Raw genomic sequence first — 15,583 nt, 5'->3', positions numbered from 1 at the left:
GTCATGAACCAGCGCGTTTGGTCCTCTAGCAAGTCCGTCGAATTCCGACTCCGGATCGGCGTTGCCGTCGCCCTGCTCGCGGCCTTGGTGACAACACCGGCCGCAAGGGCTGTTGACATCGAGCAGGCGCCGCTGACTTCGCAGCTGCAGCTGCAGCCGAACATGGTGCTGATGTTCGACGATTCGGGATCGATGCGATGGAACGCCATGCCCGATGAAATGAGCAACACCAATGTCAACGAGGGTTTCATCAGTTCCAGCATCAACGGCGTCTACTACAACCCGGCGATAAGCTACGAGCCGCCCTACACCGAAACTGCGGAGCCGCCAACGGTTTCCACGCGCTTCCCCGCCAGTTCGTTCGCCGATGCGCCCTTCGACGGCTTCAACTCCGCGCAAGGAAGCACCAACATCGGGACCTATAACACCGGCACCAATCCCATCCCCGGGTCCGACAACTGCGGTTCCAGCAGCAGCCGCTGCTATTACGAAAGTGTCAATTTTGGCCAGGTCAATCCGGCTTTCACGCACACCTTCCAGATCAGCGTGCCTGAAACCTACGGCTACGCGAGTGCGGTTTGCGCTGCGGGCCAGACCCAGGACTTTGCCGATACTGCGAATCCCGGGAAGTGCCTGGCTCGTAGTCTGGTCGATCCGACTTGTGCCAGCGGCACACTGACCGGAGCGGGAACCGCGAACGTTGCCTGTTTCGAAAGTCAAGTGCCGTCTTGCACTGCAAGCTTTCCCAACCTGCAGACGGTGGACGTTGACGTCGCTAGCGATAGCAACAATCAGAAGGGAATGTGCCGCAAGGGAACCGGTCGCGATACCAGCTCCGGCACCAACTGTAACGGCGGCACAAGCCGCAGTTACCGCAGCCAGTGTTTCAGCAATGTCGCGTCCTGCGCCGGCGGATTTACTCTCAACAAGCACACGGGCTCCGGGGATTCCGCTAGCCCGGCTTGCGAACGCACTGGAACCGTGACGCCGCAGTGCCCCGCCGGCTACACCGCGGATTTTTCCGACTCTGCGAATCTCGGCAAGTGCGTGGGGTCTGTTCCCGTCAATCCGATCTGCCCGAGTAGCCGGTTCTCCTACACGCCGAACCTGCTCAGCGATTCCTCGGGCTCCCTCGTCGACCAGAACACCACTTCGGTCCGTTGCCGCGGGGTGGCGGTGCAGGGCTCCACCAAGTACCGCTCGCTGTTCGTCTACGCGGTCAAGAATGGCGACACCTATACCCGCCACTACATCGGGGCGGCGAGCCCGGATACCTCTGGCGATGGCACCTCCTCGAATCCCAAGGCGGGCACCTGCGCGGAAGTCACTGGCAACCCGGTGACGATCAACAATACCAGTGAGTCATTTTCGGGCGGCTTACCCGCCGATCGCTGCGACAGCACGGACGCCGCACGACAGAACGTCGCCAACTGGTTCTCCTATTACCGCACGCGCCTGCTCATGGCCAAGAGCGGCTTGATGAATGCCTTCGTCGATCTGGGCGAGGAAATCCGCTTCGGTTTCAGTTCGATCAACGCGGGCACCAATAGCAGCGCCAACGGTTCTGGCCTGCCCACGCCGACAACCAACAGCAGCTTTCAACAATCCATCAGCAGCGCGAGCTACTCCCCGCCTATCGCCAAGGTCAGGCGGTTTGGCGACGGCGGATCGGGCACGCGCCGGGGCGAGTTCTGGAACTGGTTGAAGGTCGCGGCGGCGCCAGGGAGCACACCTTTGCGCGCCGCACTTAAGGCCACTGGCGATTACTATCGAGGCGACGCTCAACCCTGGACTTCCGGTACCGATGCTCCGGAGTGCGTAGGCAAGACCGGCGCCGACCTGACCAACTGCGGCGACCAGATGCTCGCCTGTCGCCAGGCCTACACCATTCTGGTGACCGACGGTTTCTGGAATAGCGATAGCGTCACACTCAGCGGAACTAGCTATCAGATTGATGGCAACGACTACGGCGGCAACTGGGACGGCGGGCCAGGCCAGGAGACGACGACGGTCGAACAGGCCACACCGGTCTGCACCGACCCTTATCCCAGCTTGCAGACGCGTGATGGCTCCACCTACAAGGGGCAGTGCCGGAAGAGCAGTTGCTCGAGTAGCAGCACGACGGCCAGTTGCTTCCAGGATTCCGCGTCCTGCGGTGCCTCCTATGTCTTGAACAAGCACCTGTCGGACAGCCCCGATCCGGTGTGCGAGCGGACTGTGACCGCGACCTCGTCGTCGGTCACCAATAACGGCCCCAACAGTCTGAGCTACATCTACTCCGGGTTGCCGCCGTACTCTGGAGGTCAGGCTTCGAATGGCTCCAGCACCCTGGCCGATGTCGCGATGTACTTCTGGCTAAAGGATTTGCGTGATGACTTGGCCAATTCGGTGCCGACCAACACCGACGATCCGGCGTTCTGGCAGCACATGACCACCTTCACGGTCGGCATGTTCGGGCAGGAGGCGGCACTGCCCGGCGTGACTCCCAGCGGTACCACCGCCGATGCAATTTTTGCATGGGCGAAAGGAGGGACCGCGATTCCTGGCTTTGCCTGGCCTTCGCCAAGCACCAGTGGCACCTCCGCCAATATTTCCGACTTGGTGCATGCGGGTCTCAATGGCCGCGGCGGCTTCTATTCGGCAGGAAATCCCGAAGCTTTTGCTTCCGGCATCAAGGATGCGTTGCGGCGAGTGAAGGATCGTGTCGGATCAGGCGCCTCTCTGGCGGCCAACAGCACCAAGCTCGACACTGGCACGACGACCTATCAGGCGGTCTATTTCACCGGAGAGTGGAAGGGCAATCTCAGGGCATTCGCGGTAAATCCGGACGACGGCAGCATCTCGACCTCGCCGACTTGGGAGGCTGCGGCCCAGTTGCCAGCGGCGGCCAGCCGCAACATCAAGACTTGCATGAACACCTGCACCGGCGACGGTGACAAGGTCAACTTCAATACCACCGATGCCACCGCTGCGCAGCGGACGGCGCTCGGTACTTCCGCTGAGCAGGACGATGTCATCAACTACCTGCGAGGGAGTTCGGCGCGCGAAGTGCGGAATGGTGGGACGCTGCGCAATCGCTCCAGCCCGCTGGGCGACATCGTCAATTCGCAGCCGGTGTTTGTTGGATCAGCCGATCCCAACCTGTTCTTCAACAAGTCGTTCCCCGGGTCGGATAGCTACTTCAGCTTCACTGCCGGCAGTACCAGTCGCAAGAAGCGCATCTACGTGGCCGCCAACGACGGCATGCTGCATGGCTTCAGCGCCGAGCAGGTGGCGGAGGACGGCCAACCCACTCCAGGGCAGGAGACTTTTGCCTATCTGCCGAACGCGGTGATTCTGGGTGGCATCAAGAACCTCGGCAGTCCTGCCTACGGTTTTGGTGTTCCGCACGAGTTCTACAATGACGGAGAACTGACCGTCTCCGACGTGTACCTGAGTGGTCTGAACAGTTGCACTGGTGCTGCGTGCTGGAGGACAGTGCTAATCGGCACCACCGGTCGTGGTCTTTCCAAGGCTATTTACGCGCTGGATGTGACCGACCCCGCCGACGTGAAACTGCTCTGGGAGCGCGACGCCAGCGATAGCAGCTACATCGGCCAGATTGTCGGTAAGCCGGTGGTCGCGCAGACCTCCAGCGGGGTCTGGTCGGTGTTGGTTGGCAACGGCTACAACAGCGCGCACAACAAGCCGGCACTCCTGCAGTTCAACATCAGGACCGGCGCGTTGACGGTCTACGAGACGACTGGCAGCGCTTCCGGAGACGGGCTCGCTCAACCAGCGGTATGGATCGGCAATGTATCTGAGAACATCAGCACCGAGGCCTACGCCGGTGACCTGAACGGCAACGTCTGGAAGTTCGATATCAGTTCGTCTGGAGGCAGTGGCGCCAAGGTCTATACCGCCAGGGATGCCGACGGGAATGCTCAGCCGATTACCGCAGGCCTGATCGCGGGAAGAAACCCCAAGGTCACTTCCGAAGCCGAGGTCTGGGTCTTCTTCGGTACCGGGAGTAGCTTGAATGAGTTTGCTCCCAGCAGTCGCGTTCAGACCTGGTACGGCCTCATCGTCAAAGGCAGCAACAAGGTGGTTTCCACCAGCACGCGCAGCAGTCTCAAGCAGCGCACCATTGACGTCGAGGCTGGAAGCGGGAGTTCTTTGCTGGCCACGCGCGGCATTTCCAGCGCCACCGCAGGCGATATGGCCGGCAAGAAGGGCTGGTATCTGGACCTGGTGAAACCGAACCCAGACAAGGACCACCCCCTGGCCCAGGGTGAACGAATGGTGACCCCCAATCAGTTCCAGGGCACCCTGCTGCTGGGCACTTCGCGCGTACCAGCCGACTCGGCCAACTTCGATCCCTGCAACCCGTCCGGGTCTGGTTGGATCATGGCCCTGGACCCATTTACCGGCGCCCCACCGGGATCGAACTTCTTCGATGTCAACAACGACGGCGACTTCAACACCGAGGACAACGTGGGCAGTACCAGCTACGTTTCCGCAGGCGTCGGTTTTGGCACCATCCCGAACAACCCGATCTTTGTCGGCAATACCATGCTGATCAGCTTCGACAATGCCACCACCGGTTCCGTCAATACCCGCGGTACGGCTGGCGCCCTGCAGCGCCAGTCCTGGCGCGAACTGGTGGCGCAATAGAATCTGGAGCGATGATGAAAACCAAGTGCGCAAATTCCCCTCGCGCGACTTCGACTTGCCCTCGCAGACGCAATGGCGGGTTCACGCTGATGGAGTTGATGGTCACGGTGGCCATCGTCGGGATACTGGCGGCCATCGCCATACCGTCCTATTCCAAGTCCGTAACCAAGACCAACCGCCGAGCGGCGGAAGTCTGCCTGGCCAGTTTCGCCACGCATATGGAGCGCTTCTACACCACCAATCTGCGCTATGACCAGACGGTGGCCGGGGTGGCGATGAACACCGCCGCGCTGACGGCGCTGGGCCTGGATTGCGCGTCGAACGCCAACACCGGAAGTACCTACAGCTATGCCTTTGGCACCGGCTCGCCGACCGCATCGACCTACACCCTGGTTGCGGCGCCAAGTGGAACGCAGGCGACCAGAGACGCCAAGTGTGGTTCATTGACGCTCAACCAAGCCGGTGTCCGCGGCGTCACCGGCACGGCATCGGTCGCCGACTGCTGGTAACCGGTCGGGGTTGGCGAGAAGACGCCGAGGCTGATCTCAGGGCTCGGGGCAGGCCCCGGCAAAATCATGCCGTTCGGGTTCGATGCGGCCGCTGCCGATCAGCACCAGGTCGATGGCATTGTCGGGAATCGGTTCGTTCACGCAGATGCGCAGCCGGCCGGCGGCGAAGGCCCCGGTTACGGTCTGCGCCGCGCCGCTGGGCTTGAATACCACGGCATTCCGGAATGGACCATTGCCAGCAATGCTCAAGCGCGTGGATGCTGGCAGCAGGTCGGCCAGCTTCACCGCCTCGCCGGTGTCGAGGTTGCCGTCGTGATCGGCGTCCTCGAATACCAGCCATTCCTGCCGGGACCAGTCGCCATGGCAGCCGACCTCGATACTGCCGGCGCAGAAGGTCATCGAGACATTGCGGCTGATCGCGCTTTGCCTGGCCGCGATCGCTGCCGTCAGCAGTTGGTTGTGGCTGACCGCCAGTTGATTCTGCGTCATGACCCGGCCCATCGCCGGCAGTCCGTAGCCGAGAACGGCAGCGCCTATCGTCAGCGCGATCAGCAGTTCCAGCAGGCTCAGGCCACATTGCCTGCGTGGACATCGGCGCAGATCCGGACGCCAGGGTCGACAGACACCGCAACGACCAAGTCGAGTGCGCATCAGCAGTCCTCCCTTCCCATGCCGCATGGAGGAAGTGCCGGTAACGCCCCTTGGGCTTTATGAAGCCCTTTCGTCGCCGGCCATTGCGGCTAGTAATGGCTGGATGCTAGCTCTCTCCACTGCGTTCGGAAAGCCGAGCGCTAACCTAGCATCCGTGCCGCCTTGTGCAGGGCGGAAACCAGCTGGTCGATGTCGTCCTCGCCGTTGTAGCAGGCGAGCGAGGCCCGAGTGGTGGCGGAGACGCCGTAGCGCTCCATCAGTGGCATGGTGCAGTGATGGCCGGTACGCACGGCGACACCTTCCATGTCGAGGATGCTGCCGACGTCCTGGGCGTGGGCGCCATCCAGTACGAAGGACAGAATGCCGCCCTTGCCTGCGGCGGTGCCGATCAGACGCAGGCCGGGGATCGCCTGCAGACGCGGGGTGGCGTATTCCAGTACCCGGTGTTCCTGCGCGGCGATCTGCTCCAGGCCCAGCGCCTCGACATAGTCCAGCGCCGCCGCCAGGCCGATGGCGCCAGCCATGTCCGGCGTGCCGGCCTCGAAACGGTAGGGCGGTTCGGCCCAGGTGCTGCCGGCAAAGCTCACGGTCTTGATCATGTCGCCGCCGCCATGCCAGGGCGGCATCGCTTCCAGCCGCTCGCGACGGCCAAGCAGGCAGCCGAAGCCGGTTGGGCCATAGAGCTTGTGGGCGGAGAGCGTGTAGAAATCGGCGCCGAGTGCGGCGAAATCGATGGGCAGATGAGCGACCGCCTGGGCGCCATCGACCAGCACCGGGATGCCGCGCGCCCGCGCCTCGCGGACGATGTCCGCCACCGGGTTGACCGTGCCCAGGGTGTTGGAGACGTGGACCACGGCGATGAAGCGGGTGCGCTCGCTCAGTAGGTTCTTCCAGCCCTCGAAGTCGAGGCTGCCGTCGTCGAGCACTGGCGCCGCCAGCACGCGCGCGCCGCGCTCGGCGGCGATCAGCTGCCAGGGCACGATGTTGGAATGGTGCTCCATGCCGGTGACCAGAATCTCGTCGCCGGCGCGCAGCAGCGGCCGCAGAAAGCTGTAGGCGACCAGATTGATCGCCTCGGTGCAGCCGCGGGTGAACACCACTTCCTCGCGCTGGGCATTGAAGAAACGGGCGATGCGGTCACGCGCGCCTTCGTACTGGGTGGTGGCACGCTCGGCCAGCTCGTGCACGGCGCGGTGCACATTGGCATTGCTGGTTTCGTAATAGCGGCTGATCGCCTCGATCACCGCGCGCGGCTTCTGGGTGGTGGCGGCGTTGTCCAGATAGGCCAGGCGCTTGCCGCGCACCCTCTGCGCCAGGATCGGGAAGTCGGCGCGGATGCGCTCCAGCGGGTAGCTGCCGTCGGGATGGTGGCTCATGCGGCTTGCTCCGCCAGCAAGGCGCGGACCTTTTGCTCCGACCAGGCGCGCAGGCCGTCCAGCGGCAGTTGGTCGAGCACCGATTGCGCGAAGGCCAGGGTCAGTAGCTGCTGCGCCTGATCGGCGCCGATGCCGCGGCTGCGCAGGTAGAAGGCGGCCGCCTCATCGAGCTGGCCGAAGCTGGCGCCGTGGGCGCACTTCACGTCGTCGGCGTAGATCTCCAGCTCCGGCTTGGCGTCGATCTCGGCGCCGGCACTCAGCAGCAGGCTGGCGATGCGGGTTTCGGAGTCGGTCTTGGCCGCGCCCGGCTGTACCTGCACCTTGGCGTTGAGCACCGCCTTGGCCTTGCCGGCGGCAATCAGGCGGGCGTCGCTGCGGCTCTCGCAGCCCGGTGCGCTATGCCAGACATGGCTGCGCTGATCGACCTGGCTGCGGCCGCTCAGGGCGCAGAGCCCGGCCTGACGGAACGCCGCGCCAGGCGCATCGAGGTGGATGTCCAGTTCCTGGCGCACGCGGCGGCCGCCAAAGTCGAGCTGGATCAGTTCCAGCTGGGCATCGGCTGCGAGCCTGGCGCTGAGGTGCAGGGCGCGGATCGCGGCGGCGTCGGCTTCCTGCAGGCAGATCAGCCGCAGACGGCTGCCGGCGGCCAGCTCCAGCTGCAGCACTGCCGTGAGCAGGCTCTCACCGTCGCCGGTGCCGGGGGCATCCCAGAGCAGCACGGTGGCGCTGGCGCCGACATCCAGGGCCAGCCGGTGACGCAGATGGCGCATGGTCTGCGCGCCCGCGACCTGTTGGACGATGGCGAACGGCCGCTGGGCCTGGCCCTGCAAGGTCTTGTCGACCCCCTCGGTGGCGAACGCCAGATTCAGTGCGTCCAACGCGAAGGCCGGGCAGGGCGTCGGCGCGGTGACCGGCAGCAGGGGCAGGGGCTGCACGGTGTCGAGCGTGAAGCTGGGGGCGGGAGCTGCCGTTGCTAGCGGAAAATCGCGCTCCGCGAGCACGGTCCAGTCGCTGTAGTGCCAGCTCTCCAGCCCCGGGCCGGGGAAGCCGCTGGCCGCGAACTGCTCCAGCGCGGTCTGGCGCCGGTCCTGCTCGTCCGCCGGCAGCGCCAGGCGGGAGGTCTCGAAAAAGCTCATGGTCGGACCGGAGCTCAGGCGGCTTCCAGCCAGCCGTAGCCCTTTTCTTCCAGCTCCAGCGCCAGTTCCGGGCCGCCGGTCTTGACGATGCGGCCGCCGGCCAGCACGTGCACATAGTCCGGCTTCACGTAGTCGAGCAGGCGCTGGTAGTGGGTGACCAGCAGGGTGGCGCGTTCGGGGCTGCGCAGGGCATTGATGCCATCGGCGACCACCTTGAGGGCGTCGATATCGAGGCCGGAATCGGTTTCGTCCAGCACCATCAACGTCGGCTCCAGCACCAGCATCTGCAGGATCTCGTTGCGCTTCTTCTCGCCGCCCGAGAAGCCCTCGTTGACGCCGCGCTGCAGCATCTTGGTCTCGATGCCGACCTGCTTGGCCTTGGCCTTCACGTAGGCGAGAAAGCTGCCGGCGTCGAGTTCCGGCTTGCCCTCGTGCTTGAGCTTGGCGTTGAGCGCGGTCTTCAGCAGGGTCATGTTGGAGACGCCCGGAATCTCCACCGGGTACTGAAAGCCCAGGAAGATGCCGCTGCGCGCGCGCACCTCCGGCTCCAGCGCCAGCAGATCGGCGCCCTGATAGCGCACGCTGCCGGCGGTGACGATGTAGTCCTCATGGCCGGCCAGCACCTTCGAGAGCGTCGACTTGCCGGCGCCATTGGGGCCCATGATGGCGTGCACCTCGCCAGCCTGGATGCGCAGGTTCAGACCCTTGAGGATGGACTTGCCGGCCCCAGCGAGACGCGAAGCGGGATCGCGATCCGAGGATATTTCGGCGTGCAGGTTTTCGATGGAAAGCATGGGAGGACTTGTTCAGGATTTCTTGTCGGCCAGCAGCTGTCCGCCACTGGCCCAGTTGTGCTTGGCGACGTCTTCGATGACGACGGTGACGCTGCTCTCGCTGCAGCCGCAGATGCGGGCCAGCTCGCGGGTGTAGACCGCCACCAGTTCGCGCTTCTGTTCCAGGCTGCGGCCTTCCAGCATTTCGACGCGGACGATGGGCATGACTTAGCCCACCGCGCCTTCGAGCGAGACGGCCAAGAGCTTGCCGGCCTCGACCGCGAATTCCATCGGCAGCTCGCGGAACACGTCCTTGCAGAAGCCGTTGACGATCATGCTCACCGCGTCTTCTTCTCCGATGCCGCGCGAGCGCAGATAGAAGAGCTGATCCTCGCCGATCTTGCTGGTGGTGGCCTCGTGTTCGAGCTTGGCGCTGGGGTTGCGCACTTCCGTGTAGGGGAAGGTGTGGGCGCCGCAATTCGGGCCGATCAGCAGCGAGTCGCACTGGGTGTGGTTGCGCGCGCCGGCCGCTCCGGGCAGCACTCGCACCAGGCCGCGATAGGACTGCTGGCCGTGGCCGGCGGCAATGCCCTTGCTGACGATGGTCGAGCGGGTGTTCTTGCCGATGTGGATCATCTTGGTGCCGGTGTCGGCCTGCTGGCGATGGTGGGTCAGCGCCACGCTGTAGAACTCGCCGATGGAGTTGTCGCCACGCAGCACGCAGCTCGGGTATTTCCAGGTGATCGCCGAGCCGGTCTCGACCTGGGTCCAGCTGATCTTGCTGTTGGCACCCCGGCATTCGCCACGCTTGGTGACGAAGTTGTAGATGCCGCCGACGCCGTTCTCGTCGCCGGGATACCAGTTCTGCACCGTCGAGTACTTGATCTCGGCGCGCTCCAGCGCCACCAGCTCCACCACCGCCGCGTGCAGCTGGTTTTCGTCACGCTGCGGCGCGGTGCAGCCTTCCAGATAGCTCACCTGCGCGTCGTCCTCGCAGATGATGAGGGTGCGCTCGAACTGGCCGGTGTTCTTCTCGTTGATGCGGAAATAGGTCGACAGCTCCATCGGGCAGCGCACGCCCTTGGGCACGAACACGAAGCTGCCGTCGGTGAACACTGCCGAATTGAGCGCGGCATAGTAGTTGTCGTTGATGCCGACCACGGTGCCGAGATACTGCTGCACCAGCTCCGGGTATTCGCGCACTGCCTCGGAGATGGGGCAGAAGATCACCCCCGCTTCCTTGAGCTTGGCCTTGAAGGTGGTGGCGACCGACACCGAGTCGAACACCACGTCCATGGCGATGTTGCTGGACTGCACGCCCGCCAGCATCGCCTGCTCCTGCAGCGGAATGCCGAGCTTCTTGTAGGTCTCCAGCAGCTTGGGGTCGACCTCGTCCAGCGATTTCGGGCCGTCCTTGTGGCTTTTCGGCTGCGAGTAGTAGCTGATCGACTGCAGGTCGATGGCCGGCACCTTGAGCTGTGCCCAGTCCGGCGGCGTGAGCTTCAGCCAGTTGCGGTAGGCCTTGAGCCGCCAGGCCAGCAGCCATTCCGGCTCATGCTTGCGGGCCGAGATCAGGCGGATCACGTCCTCGGAAAGCCCGGGGGCGACGGTATCGGAGGCGATGTCGGTGACAAAGCCGGCGCTGTACTCGCGGCGGGCGGCGATGGCTTCGGCGACATCGGCCTGGATGGCTTTGGGCTTGAGTTCAGCGGCGGCGGACATGGGCACTCACCTGGCGGGCAGCTGGGTGAAAAAAGATCGGAACCTCGGTCATTGAGACCTCGGCGGGGCGCCGTGGTGCGGCGTTCAGTGAGGCGGCCATGTCGGCCAACGTCACCGCTTCCAGCGCCTGGGTGACGGCGGCGTTGATGAGCCGGAACGGCGCCCGGGCGGCGCAGCCGACCTCGATGGCGCAGCCGCCGTCGTGCACGGCGCAGTCGGTGACCGCAATCGGGCCTTCCAGCGCCCGGATCACGTCGGCGACGGTCACCAGCGCCGGTGCGCGGGATAGCCGGTAGCCGCCGTGGGCACCGCGTGCGGACTGCACCAGGCCGCCTTTCTGCAACTGCTTCAGCAGCTTGGCGACGGTGGGCGCCGCTACCGAGGTGCGCCCGGACAGCTCCAGCGCGGCGTGCAGGCGCTCCGGCTCGGCGGCCATGGCCGCCAGCAGCACGGTGGCGTAGTCGGTGAGTTTGCCGAGCTTGAGCACGTAAAGAAGACTAAAGCAGTCCGGTTTGCGGGGCGCGCAGTGTAGGCCGCTGGTCCTCGGGCTTCAAGCGGCCGCCGATCGGCAATTTGAGCGTGGCTATCATGGCCGCATGAGCACTTCCGAAAACCTCGCCTGGGATGTCCTGAGTCCCTACACCGAAACTGTGCTGGTCGGCCCCGAGCATCTCGACGCCTTCGGCCACACCAACAATGTGGTTTACCTGCAATGGCTGGAGCGGGTGGCCTGGGCGCATTCCACCGCGCTGGGCCTGGATTGGGCTGCCTACCAGCGGCTGGGCGCCGGCTGCGTGGCGCGGCGCCACGAGCTGGATTACCTGGCCGCCACCTTCGCCGGCCAGACTCTGCGGCTGGGCACCTGGATACACGAGAACGACGGTCGCCTGAGCATGTGGCGGCGCTACCAGATCATCCGCGTCGACGACGGCAAGACCGTGCTGCGCGGCCAGACCCACTGGGTCTGCATCGACCCCGCAACGGGCCGGCCCAAACGCCAGCCGCCGGAGTTCGTCGAGGCCTATCGTGCCGGCCGCGGTGCGGTCGACTGAGCGTTGCCTAGACCAGCCAGACCAGACGCGGCGCCTCGCCCAGCTTGGCGGCGACAAAGGCGTTCTGGTGAAAGCGGGCGGCCAGATCATGCAGCCATAGCAGCTCGGCGTCGGCGACCAGAAAGCCCGGTTCATCCGGCCAGCTGCCGGAGGGGTCATGGTTGATCGCTTGCAGCCAGCGGTCGTCCTTGCCGACCAGGGCATCGCGCAGCTCGTGGTAGTAGAAGCTGTTCAGCTCCTCGGTGGCTTCCTGCGAGCGCGGATTGCAGGGGGTGAGAATCGCCCACTCGCGGCGAACCGGCAGATTCAGCCGCAGCAGGGCCTCGGCGGCCGGGTCGTACTCGCCAATGCGAAATACGATCTGGCGGTCGGGCAGGGCAACCTGGTATTCGGTCTTGCGATAAACCTGCTCCAGGCGCAGGCGATGGCTGCGCGGCAACAACAGGGCCTCGCTCATGCCGCCTCCATGGTGCTGGCGCGCAACAGCAGCGCGTCGAACAGCAGGCCCAGCATGCCCAGCTGATCGTTGAGGCCGTGGTCTGAGTCCAGCAGGTGCAGGGCGGCGCGATGGCGCTGGGCAAAGCGCAGCCCGCGCTCCACCGGCACGATGTCGTCGCGCCAGCCGTGCACCACGCTGCACAGGGCGGGGATGCCCTCGGGCTCTTCCTCCCAGCCGGGGAAGTACAGCGCCGGCGCCATCAGGAACAACGCCTGCGGCCGTAGTTGCGCACAGGCCATGGCGCTCACGTACCCCCCCATGCTGGAGCCGACCAGCACCAGGCTGCGACTGGCCTTCGGAGCCAGGGCGTGCAGCTCCCGCAGGCGCTGGTGAGGGTCATGGCTGTGGCTATAATCCGGACTGATCACCGCATAGTCGCGGCGTTTCGCCACTTCGGCGAGGTGGGTGATCTTGGTCCCCCAAGGCCCGCTTTCCTTGCCATGCGCGAACACGACCAGACGTTCGGGCAGCGGCATGGTTATGGTCCTCGCGGGTGGTGATGGGCGGTAGTTCAGGAGTCAGCCACCGAGATGATAGCCAAAGTGCGCAAGTCCACGGCAGCGACCGCGAGCGAACCCGCCCCCAGCCGTCTGCGCCGCGGTGCGCCATTGGAAGTGCGCCTGAGCCTGAAGGTGAAATTCGGCGACGAGCCCGGTGAATCGGTGGTGCTGATGACCGAGCGTCGGGTGCCGATGGTCAATAGCGTGTTCGAGAACCGCGACCGCATCCTGCGTGGCTTCACCATGCTGCTGCTGAAAGCCTCGCTGGCCCAGCCGAAAGTGGTCCGCGAAGTGTTCCCCGCGCTCAAGCTGATGGGGCGGCTGCGCAACAAGAAGAAGAACTGAGCCCCTTAAACCCATGCTGCGTTATCTGTTCATCCTTGATGTGGCCCTCGCGGTGCTGGGCGGTTCCATGGTCATCGGCGTCGGCGTCAGCGCCCTGCTGCTGGGCTGGTATCTGGACAGCGCGCCCGAATACCGTGACCAGGTGCTGACTCTGCTGAAGCTGACGCTGGCCTATCTGTCGGTGACCGTGGCGGCTGGCCTCGCCGCCTGGGGCCTGCGCGGTAAGCGTCGCTGGCATTGGCTGGCGCAGGCGGCGGTGCTGCTCACCGGCCTGGGTTCCTATCTGATCTCCCTCACCAGTCTGAGTGCGCAATGACGATTCAATTGCTGGCCATTTCCGGCAGTGCCCGCCGCGAGTCCTACAACCGCAAGCTGCTGGCGGCGATGGTCGAGGGCGCGCGCGCCGCCGGTGCCCAAGTCGAGGTGCTGGACTGGGCGGCGTATCCGCTGCCGATCATGGACGAAGACCTTGAGGCCGCCGGCATCCCCGAGCCGGCGCGACGCCTGAAGGCGGCGCTGCGGGCGGCGGATGGCTATCTGATCGCCACCCCGGAGAACAACAGTGGCTATCCGGCCCTGCTGAAAAATGCCCTGGACTGGGGCAGCCGCGGCCTGGGTGATCCGCCGGGTTCCGGCATGGTCTACAAGAACAAGACTGCGGTCGTCGCCGGTGCCACGCCTGGCCGCTGGGGTGCGCTGCGCTCGATCCGGCAGTTGCGCGAGGTGCTGGGCTATCTGGGCTGCATCGTGTTGCCCGATACCCTGTTGGTGATCGACGCCAGCAAGGCTTTCGATGCCGATGGTCAGCTGATCGACGCCAAGACCCGCGCCATGGCGCAGGCGGTGGGCGCGGCGCTGGTCCGTGCCACCCTCGCCCTGAAGTCATGACCCCGCCGGCCGGCCATCTGCCGCAACGCCCACCGCGCGCCCTCGAATGGCGCGCCCTCATTCCCCTGGCGGCCGCCGTCGCCTGGATCGCCGGCGGCAGCGGCTGGGCCTGGTGGCTGTGCGCGGCGCTGCCGGTGGCCTATCTGCTGGCCGCCTCGGTGGCCTTGTTCGCCAAGATTCACGATCTGCGCGTACACCAGTTGCATGCCGCTGGCGGCTTCCTGGGCGCGTTGCTGGCGATTCCGGCGCTGTTCATCGGCGGCGGCCCGGCCCTCCTGGCCGGCGCGCTCTCGGCCTGGGCCTTCGTCACCGCCGGCCGCATCGCGGTGGAGTACGAGCCGCGCTATCACGGTGCGACCGAGCCCGAGGCCAAGCTGGCCGTTGATGCCAAGGCGGCGCTGGACGAAACCGTGCTGGCCTATTTCGTGGGCGTTGCCAAGTTGCCGGCCGGCGGCTCCGCCGAGGCCATGTGCCTGGAGGCGCTGCGCCTGGAAAGCGTGCTCAAGGATCAGGGCTGGGCCGGCGACATCGACGGCTACCACCAGGCCCCGCGCGCGCCGGAGGCGGTGGTCGCCGATCCCCAGCGCTGGCGCGGCATCGACTACGAGCGCATCAGTTACCCGAGTGGCTTTCTGCCGCGGCCGGAGTTGCCGGGCGCGGCCGCCTGGTCGGCGCAGCCGCGCAACCCGCGCATGCAGCTCCGGGTGTTCCGCCATGCCGGCGCGCCACGGCCCTGGCTGATGTGCATCCACGGCTACCGCATGGGCGTCGACTGGATGGATTTCAGCCTGTTCGCCCCCGGCTGGCTGCACAAGAAGCTGGGCCTGAACCTCATCATGCCGGTGCTACCCCTGCACGGAGTGCGTCGGGTTGGCCGCCAGTCCGGCGACCATTATCTGGACGGCGACCTGCTGGAACTGCTGCACGCCCAGACCCAGGCGCTATGGGATCTGCGCCGGGCGCTGGCTTGGCTGCGCGACCGCGAGCCGGGGGCGCAGGTGGGCGTCTATGGCGTCAGCCTGGGCGGCTACAACGCCTCGCTGCTGGCGACCGCGGAAGCGGACCTGAGCTTCGTCGTCGGCGGGGTGCCGCTGGCCGACGTCGCCAGTGCGCTCTGGCGCAACCTGCCGCAGGTACACGAGCGTTTCTACGCGCAGCACGGCCTGAGCGAGGCGCGCTACCGGGAGATCCTGCGGCCGGTATCGCCGCTGGCGCGGCCGGCGCTGCCGGCGGCCGAGCATCTGCATCTGTTCGCCGCCACCGCCGATCGTCTGGTGACACCGGATCATCCGCTCAAGCTCTCGGCGCACTGGCAGCGGCCGGTGCACTGGTATCAGGGTTCGCACCTGTCGATCCGCCGCGAGCGCCTGACCCGCGAGGTGGTGGAGCAAGCGGTGAAAGGCGCCGGCTGGAAGTAACAGGAAAAAGGTAGGCGCCGTCGCACCCGGCGGCTACACTTCCGGCCTCGAAAATTCTTGC

The 15,583-nt window shown here is 65.5% G+C and carries 16 protein-coding genes and 1 pseudogene; 7 read left to right on the top strand and 10 right to left on the bottom strand.

Annotated features, from left to right (window positions below):
* The first annotated feature begins 3 nt into the window (after window positions 1–3).
* Window positions 4–4,653 (top strand): pilus assembly protein, encoded by a 4,650-nt coding sequence (locus AC3WT6_RS08925; protein ID WP_492653226.1) that lies wholly within the window; start codon window positions 4–6, stop codon window positions 4,651–4,653.
* An 11-nt stretch (window positions 4,654–4,664) separates the two neighbouring features.
* A complete protein-coding gene (locus AC3WT6_RS08920) occupies window positions 4,665–5,162 on the top strand; it encodes a type IV pilin protein (RefSeq protein WP_492653225.1) in 498 nt (165 codons plus the stop codon).
* A gap of 36 nt (window positions 5,163–5,198) precedes the next feature.
* Here the strand turns inward: AC3WT6_RS08920 and AC3WT6_RS08915 are convergent, their stop codons facing one another.
* The 8 genes and pseudogenes from AC3WT6_RS08915 to AC3WT6_RS08880 form a co-directional block, all read right to left on the bottom strand.
* Complete coding sequence (locus AC3WT6_RS08915; RefSeq protein WP_492653825.1) at window positions 5,199–5,663, bottom strand: GspH/FimT family protein; 465 nt, start codon at window positions 5,661–5,663, stop codon at window positions 5,199–5,201.
* Window positions 5,664–5,678: 15 nt separating this feature from the next.
* Window positions 5,679–5,813, bottom strand: a pseudogene (locus AC3WT6_RS08910) (prepilin-type N-terminal cleavage/methylation domain-containing protein); the annotation flags it as partial.
* A gap of 140 nt (window positions 5,814–5,953) precedes the next feature.
* On the bottom strand, window positions 5,954–7,189 hold the full coding sequence (locus AC3WT6_RS08905; RefSeq protein ID WP_492653224.1) for a SufS family cysteine desulfurase: 1,236 nt from the start codon (window positions 7,187–7,189) through the stop codon (window positions 5,954–5,956).
* On the bottom strand, window positions 7,186–8,325 hold the full coding sequence (locus AC3WT6_RS08900; RefSeq protein WP_492653223.1) for a SufB/SufD family protein: 1,140 nt from the start codon (window positions 8,323–8,325) through the stop codon (window positions 7,186–7,188). The genes AC3WT6_RS08905 and AC3WT6_RS08900 overlap by 4 nt, the downstream gene beginning before the upstream one ends.
* A gap of 14 nt (window positions 8,326–8,339) precedes the next feature.
* Complete coding sequence (gene sufC / locus AC3WT6_RS08895) at window positions 8,340–9,119, bottom strand: Fe-S cluster assembly ATPase SufC (RefSeq protein WP_492653222.1); 780 nt, start codon at window positions 9,117–9,119, stop codon at window positions 8,340–8,342.
* A 12-nt stretch (window positions 9,120–9,131) separates the two neighbouring features.
* Window positions 9,132–9,323 carry a 2-hydroxymuconate tautomerase gene (gene thmT / locus AC3WT6_RS08890; protein ID WP_492653221.1) on the bottom strand — a complete coding sequence of 64 codons (192 nt, stop codon included), beginning with the start codon at window positions 9,321–9,323 and terminating at the stop codon, window positions 9,132–9,134.
* A gap of 3 nt (window positions 9,324–9,326) precedes the next feature.
* Window positions 9,327–10,820, bottom strand: a complete 1,494-nt coding sequence (gene sufB, locus AC3WT6_RS08885) for a Fe-S cluster assembly protein SufB (RefSeq protein ID WP_492653220.1) — start codon at window positions 10,818–10,820, stop codon at window positions 9,327–9,329.
* Window positions 10,804–11,307 carry an SUF system Fe-S cluster assembly regulator gene (locus tag AC3WT6_RS08880; protein WP_492653219.1) on the bottom strand — a complete coding sequence of 168 codons (504 nt, stop codon included), beginning with the start codon at window positions 11,305–11,307 and terminating at the stop codon, window positions 10,804–10,806. Before AC3WT6_RS08880 ends, sufB begins: the two co-directional genes overlap by 17 nt.
* 109 nt (window positions 11,308–11,416) lie before the next feature.
* On the opposite strand from AC3WT6_RS08880, the gene AC3WT6_RS08875 reads away from it, so the two are divergent.
* Entirely contained in the window at window positions 11,417–11,872 is a 456-nt protein-coding gene (locus AC3WT6_RS08875; RefSeq protein ID WP_492653218.1) for an acyl-CoA thioesterase, read from the top strand.
* A gap of 7 nt (window positions 11,873–11,879) precedes the next feature.
* On the opposite strand, the gene AC3WT6_RS08870 is transcribed toward AC3WT6_RS08875, so the two are convergent.
* Together AC3WT6_RS08870 and AC3WT6_RS08865 are read right to left on the bottom strand one after the other, a co-directional pair.
* A complete protein-coding gene (locus AC3WT6_RS08870) occupies window positions 11,880–12,329 on the bottom strand; it encodes a DUF3293 domain-containing protein (RefSeq protein WP_492653217.1) in 450 nt (149 codons plus the stop codon).
* On the bottom strand, window positions 12,326–12,847 hold the full coding sequence (locus AC3WT6_RS08865) for an alpha/beta fold hydrolase (protein ID WP_492653216.1): 522 nt from the start codon (window positions 12,845–12,847) through the stop codon (window positions 12,326–12,328). Before AC3WT6_RS08865 ends, AC3WT6_RS08870 begins: the two co-directional genes overlap by 4 nt.
* Before the next feature lie 54 nt (window positions 12,848–12,901).
* On the opposite strand from AC3WT6_RS08865, the gene AC3WT6_RS08860 reads away from it, so the two are divergent.
* The 4 genes from AC3WT6_RS08860 to AC3WT6_RS08845 are packed head-to-tail and all read left to right on the top strand — an operon-like array spanning window position 12,902 to window position 15,522.
* The gene (locus tag AC3WT6_RS08860) at window positions 12,902–13,216 is read left to right on the top strand and encodes a hypothetical protein (protein ID WP_492653215.1); all 315 of its coding nucleotides are present in this window, start codon (window positions 12,902–12,904) and stop codon (window positions 13,214–13,216) included.
* 13 nt (window positions 13,217–13,229) lie between these two features.
* The gene (locus AC3WT6_RS08855) at window positions 13,230–13,532 is read left to right on the top strand and encodes a hypothetical protein (RefSeq protein WP_492653214.1); all 303 of its coding nucleotides are present in this window, start codon (window positions 13,230–13,232) and stop codon (window positions 13,530–13,532) included.
* Window positions 13,529–14,104, top strand: coding sequence for an NADPH-dependent FMN reductase (locus tag AC3WT6_RS08850; protein ID WP_492653213.1), 576 nt, complete (start codon window positions 13,529–13,531; stop codon window positions 14,102–14,104). The genes AC3WT6_RS08855 and AC3WT6_RS08850 overlap by 4 nt, the downstream gene beginning before the upstream one ends.
* Window positions 14,101–15,522: an alpha/beta hydrolase family protein gene (locus tag AC3WT6_RS08845; RefSeq protein WP_492653212.1), complete on the top strand. Its 1,422-nt coding sequence runs from the start codon at window positions 14,101–14,103 to the stop codon at window positions 15,520–15,522. Before AC3WT6_RS08850 ends, AC3WT6_RS08845 begins: the two co-directional genes overlap by 4 nt.
* Window positions 15,523–15,583 lie beyond the last annotated feature (61 nt).

It is taken from the genome of Stagnimonas sp. FW305-C-60 (genome assembly GCF_058782965.1).
The sequence above is the reverse complement of the archived record's forward strand: the minus strand, read 5'-3'. Positions and strand labels throughout refer to the sequence as shown.

What these genes read in the sequence shown, in the direction of transcription:
- sufB (WP_492653220.1), bottom strand. Translation starts at nt 10,820, where the DNA reads ATGTCCGCCGCCGCTGAACTCAAGCCCAAAGCCATCCAGGCCGATGTC.
- AC3WT6_RS08900 (WP_492653223.1), bottom strand. Translation starts at nt 8,325, where the DNA reads ATGAGCTTTTTCGAGACCTCCCGCCTGGCGCTGCCGGCGGACGAGCAG.
- AC3WT6_RS08865 (WP_492653216.1), bottom strand. Translation starts at nt 12,847, where the DNA reads ATGCCGCTGCCCGAACGTCTGGTCGTGTTCGCGCATGGCAAGGAAAGC.
- AC3WT6_RS08860 (WP_492653215.1), top strand. Translation starts at nt 12,902, where the DNA reads ATGATAGCCAAAGTGCGCAAGTCCACGGCAGCGACCGCGAGCGAACCC.
- AC3WT6_RS08855 (WP_492653214.1), top strand. Translation starts at nt 13,230, where the DNA reads ATGCTGCGTTATCTGTTCATCCTTGATGTGGCCCTCGCGGTGCTGGGC.
- AC3WT6_RS08875 (WP_492653218.1), top strand. Translation starts at nt 11,417, where the DNA reads ATGAGCACTTCCGAAAACCTCGCCTGGGATGTCCTGAGTCCCTACACC.
- AC3WT6_RS08905 (WP_492653224.1), bottom strand. Translation starts at nt 7,189, where the DNA reads ATGAGCCACCATCCCGACGGCAGCTACCCGCTGGAGCGCATCCGCGCC.
- sufC (WP_492653222.1), bottom strand. Translation starts at nt 9,119, where the DNA reads ATGCTTTCCATCGAAAACCTGCACGCCGAAATATCCTCGGATCGCGAT.
- AC3WT6_RS08925 (WP_492653226.1), top strand. Translation starts at nt 4, where the DNA reads ATGAACCAGCGCGTTTGGTCCTCTAGCAAGTCCGTCGAATTCCGACTC.
- AC3WT6_RS08850 (WP_492653213.1), top strand. Translation starts at nt 13,529, where the DNA reads ATGACGATTCAATTGCTGGCCATTTCCGGCAGTGCCCGCCGCGAGTCC.
- AC3WT6_RS08870 (WP_492653217.1), bottom strand. Translation starts at nt 12,329, where the DNA reads ATGAGCGAGGCCCTGTTGTTGCCGCGCAGCCATCGCCTGCGCCTGGAG.
- AC3WT6_RS08845 (WP_492653212.1), top strand. Translation starts at nt 14,101, where the DNA reads ATGACCCCGCCGGCCGGCCATCTGCCGCAACGCCCACCGCGCGCCCTC.
- AC3WT6_RS08915 (WP_492653825.1), bottom strand. Translation starts at nt 5,663, where the DNA reads ATGGGCCGGGTCATGACGCAGAATCAACTGGCGGTCAGCCACAACCAA.
- thmT (WP_492653221.1), bottom strand. Translation starts at nt 9,323, where the DNA reads ATGCCCATCGTCCGCGTCGAAATGCTGGAAGGCCGCAGCCTGGAACAG.
- AC3WT6_RS08920 (WP_492653225.1), top strand. Translation starts at nt 4,665, where the DNA reads ATGATGAAAACCAAGTGCGCAAATTCCCCTCGCGCGACTTCGACTTGC.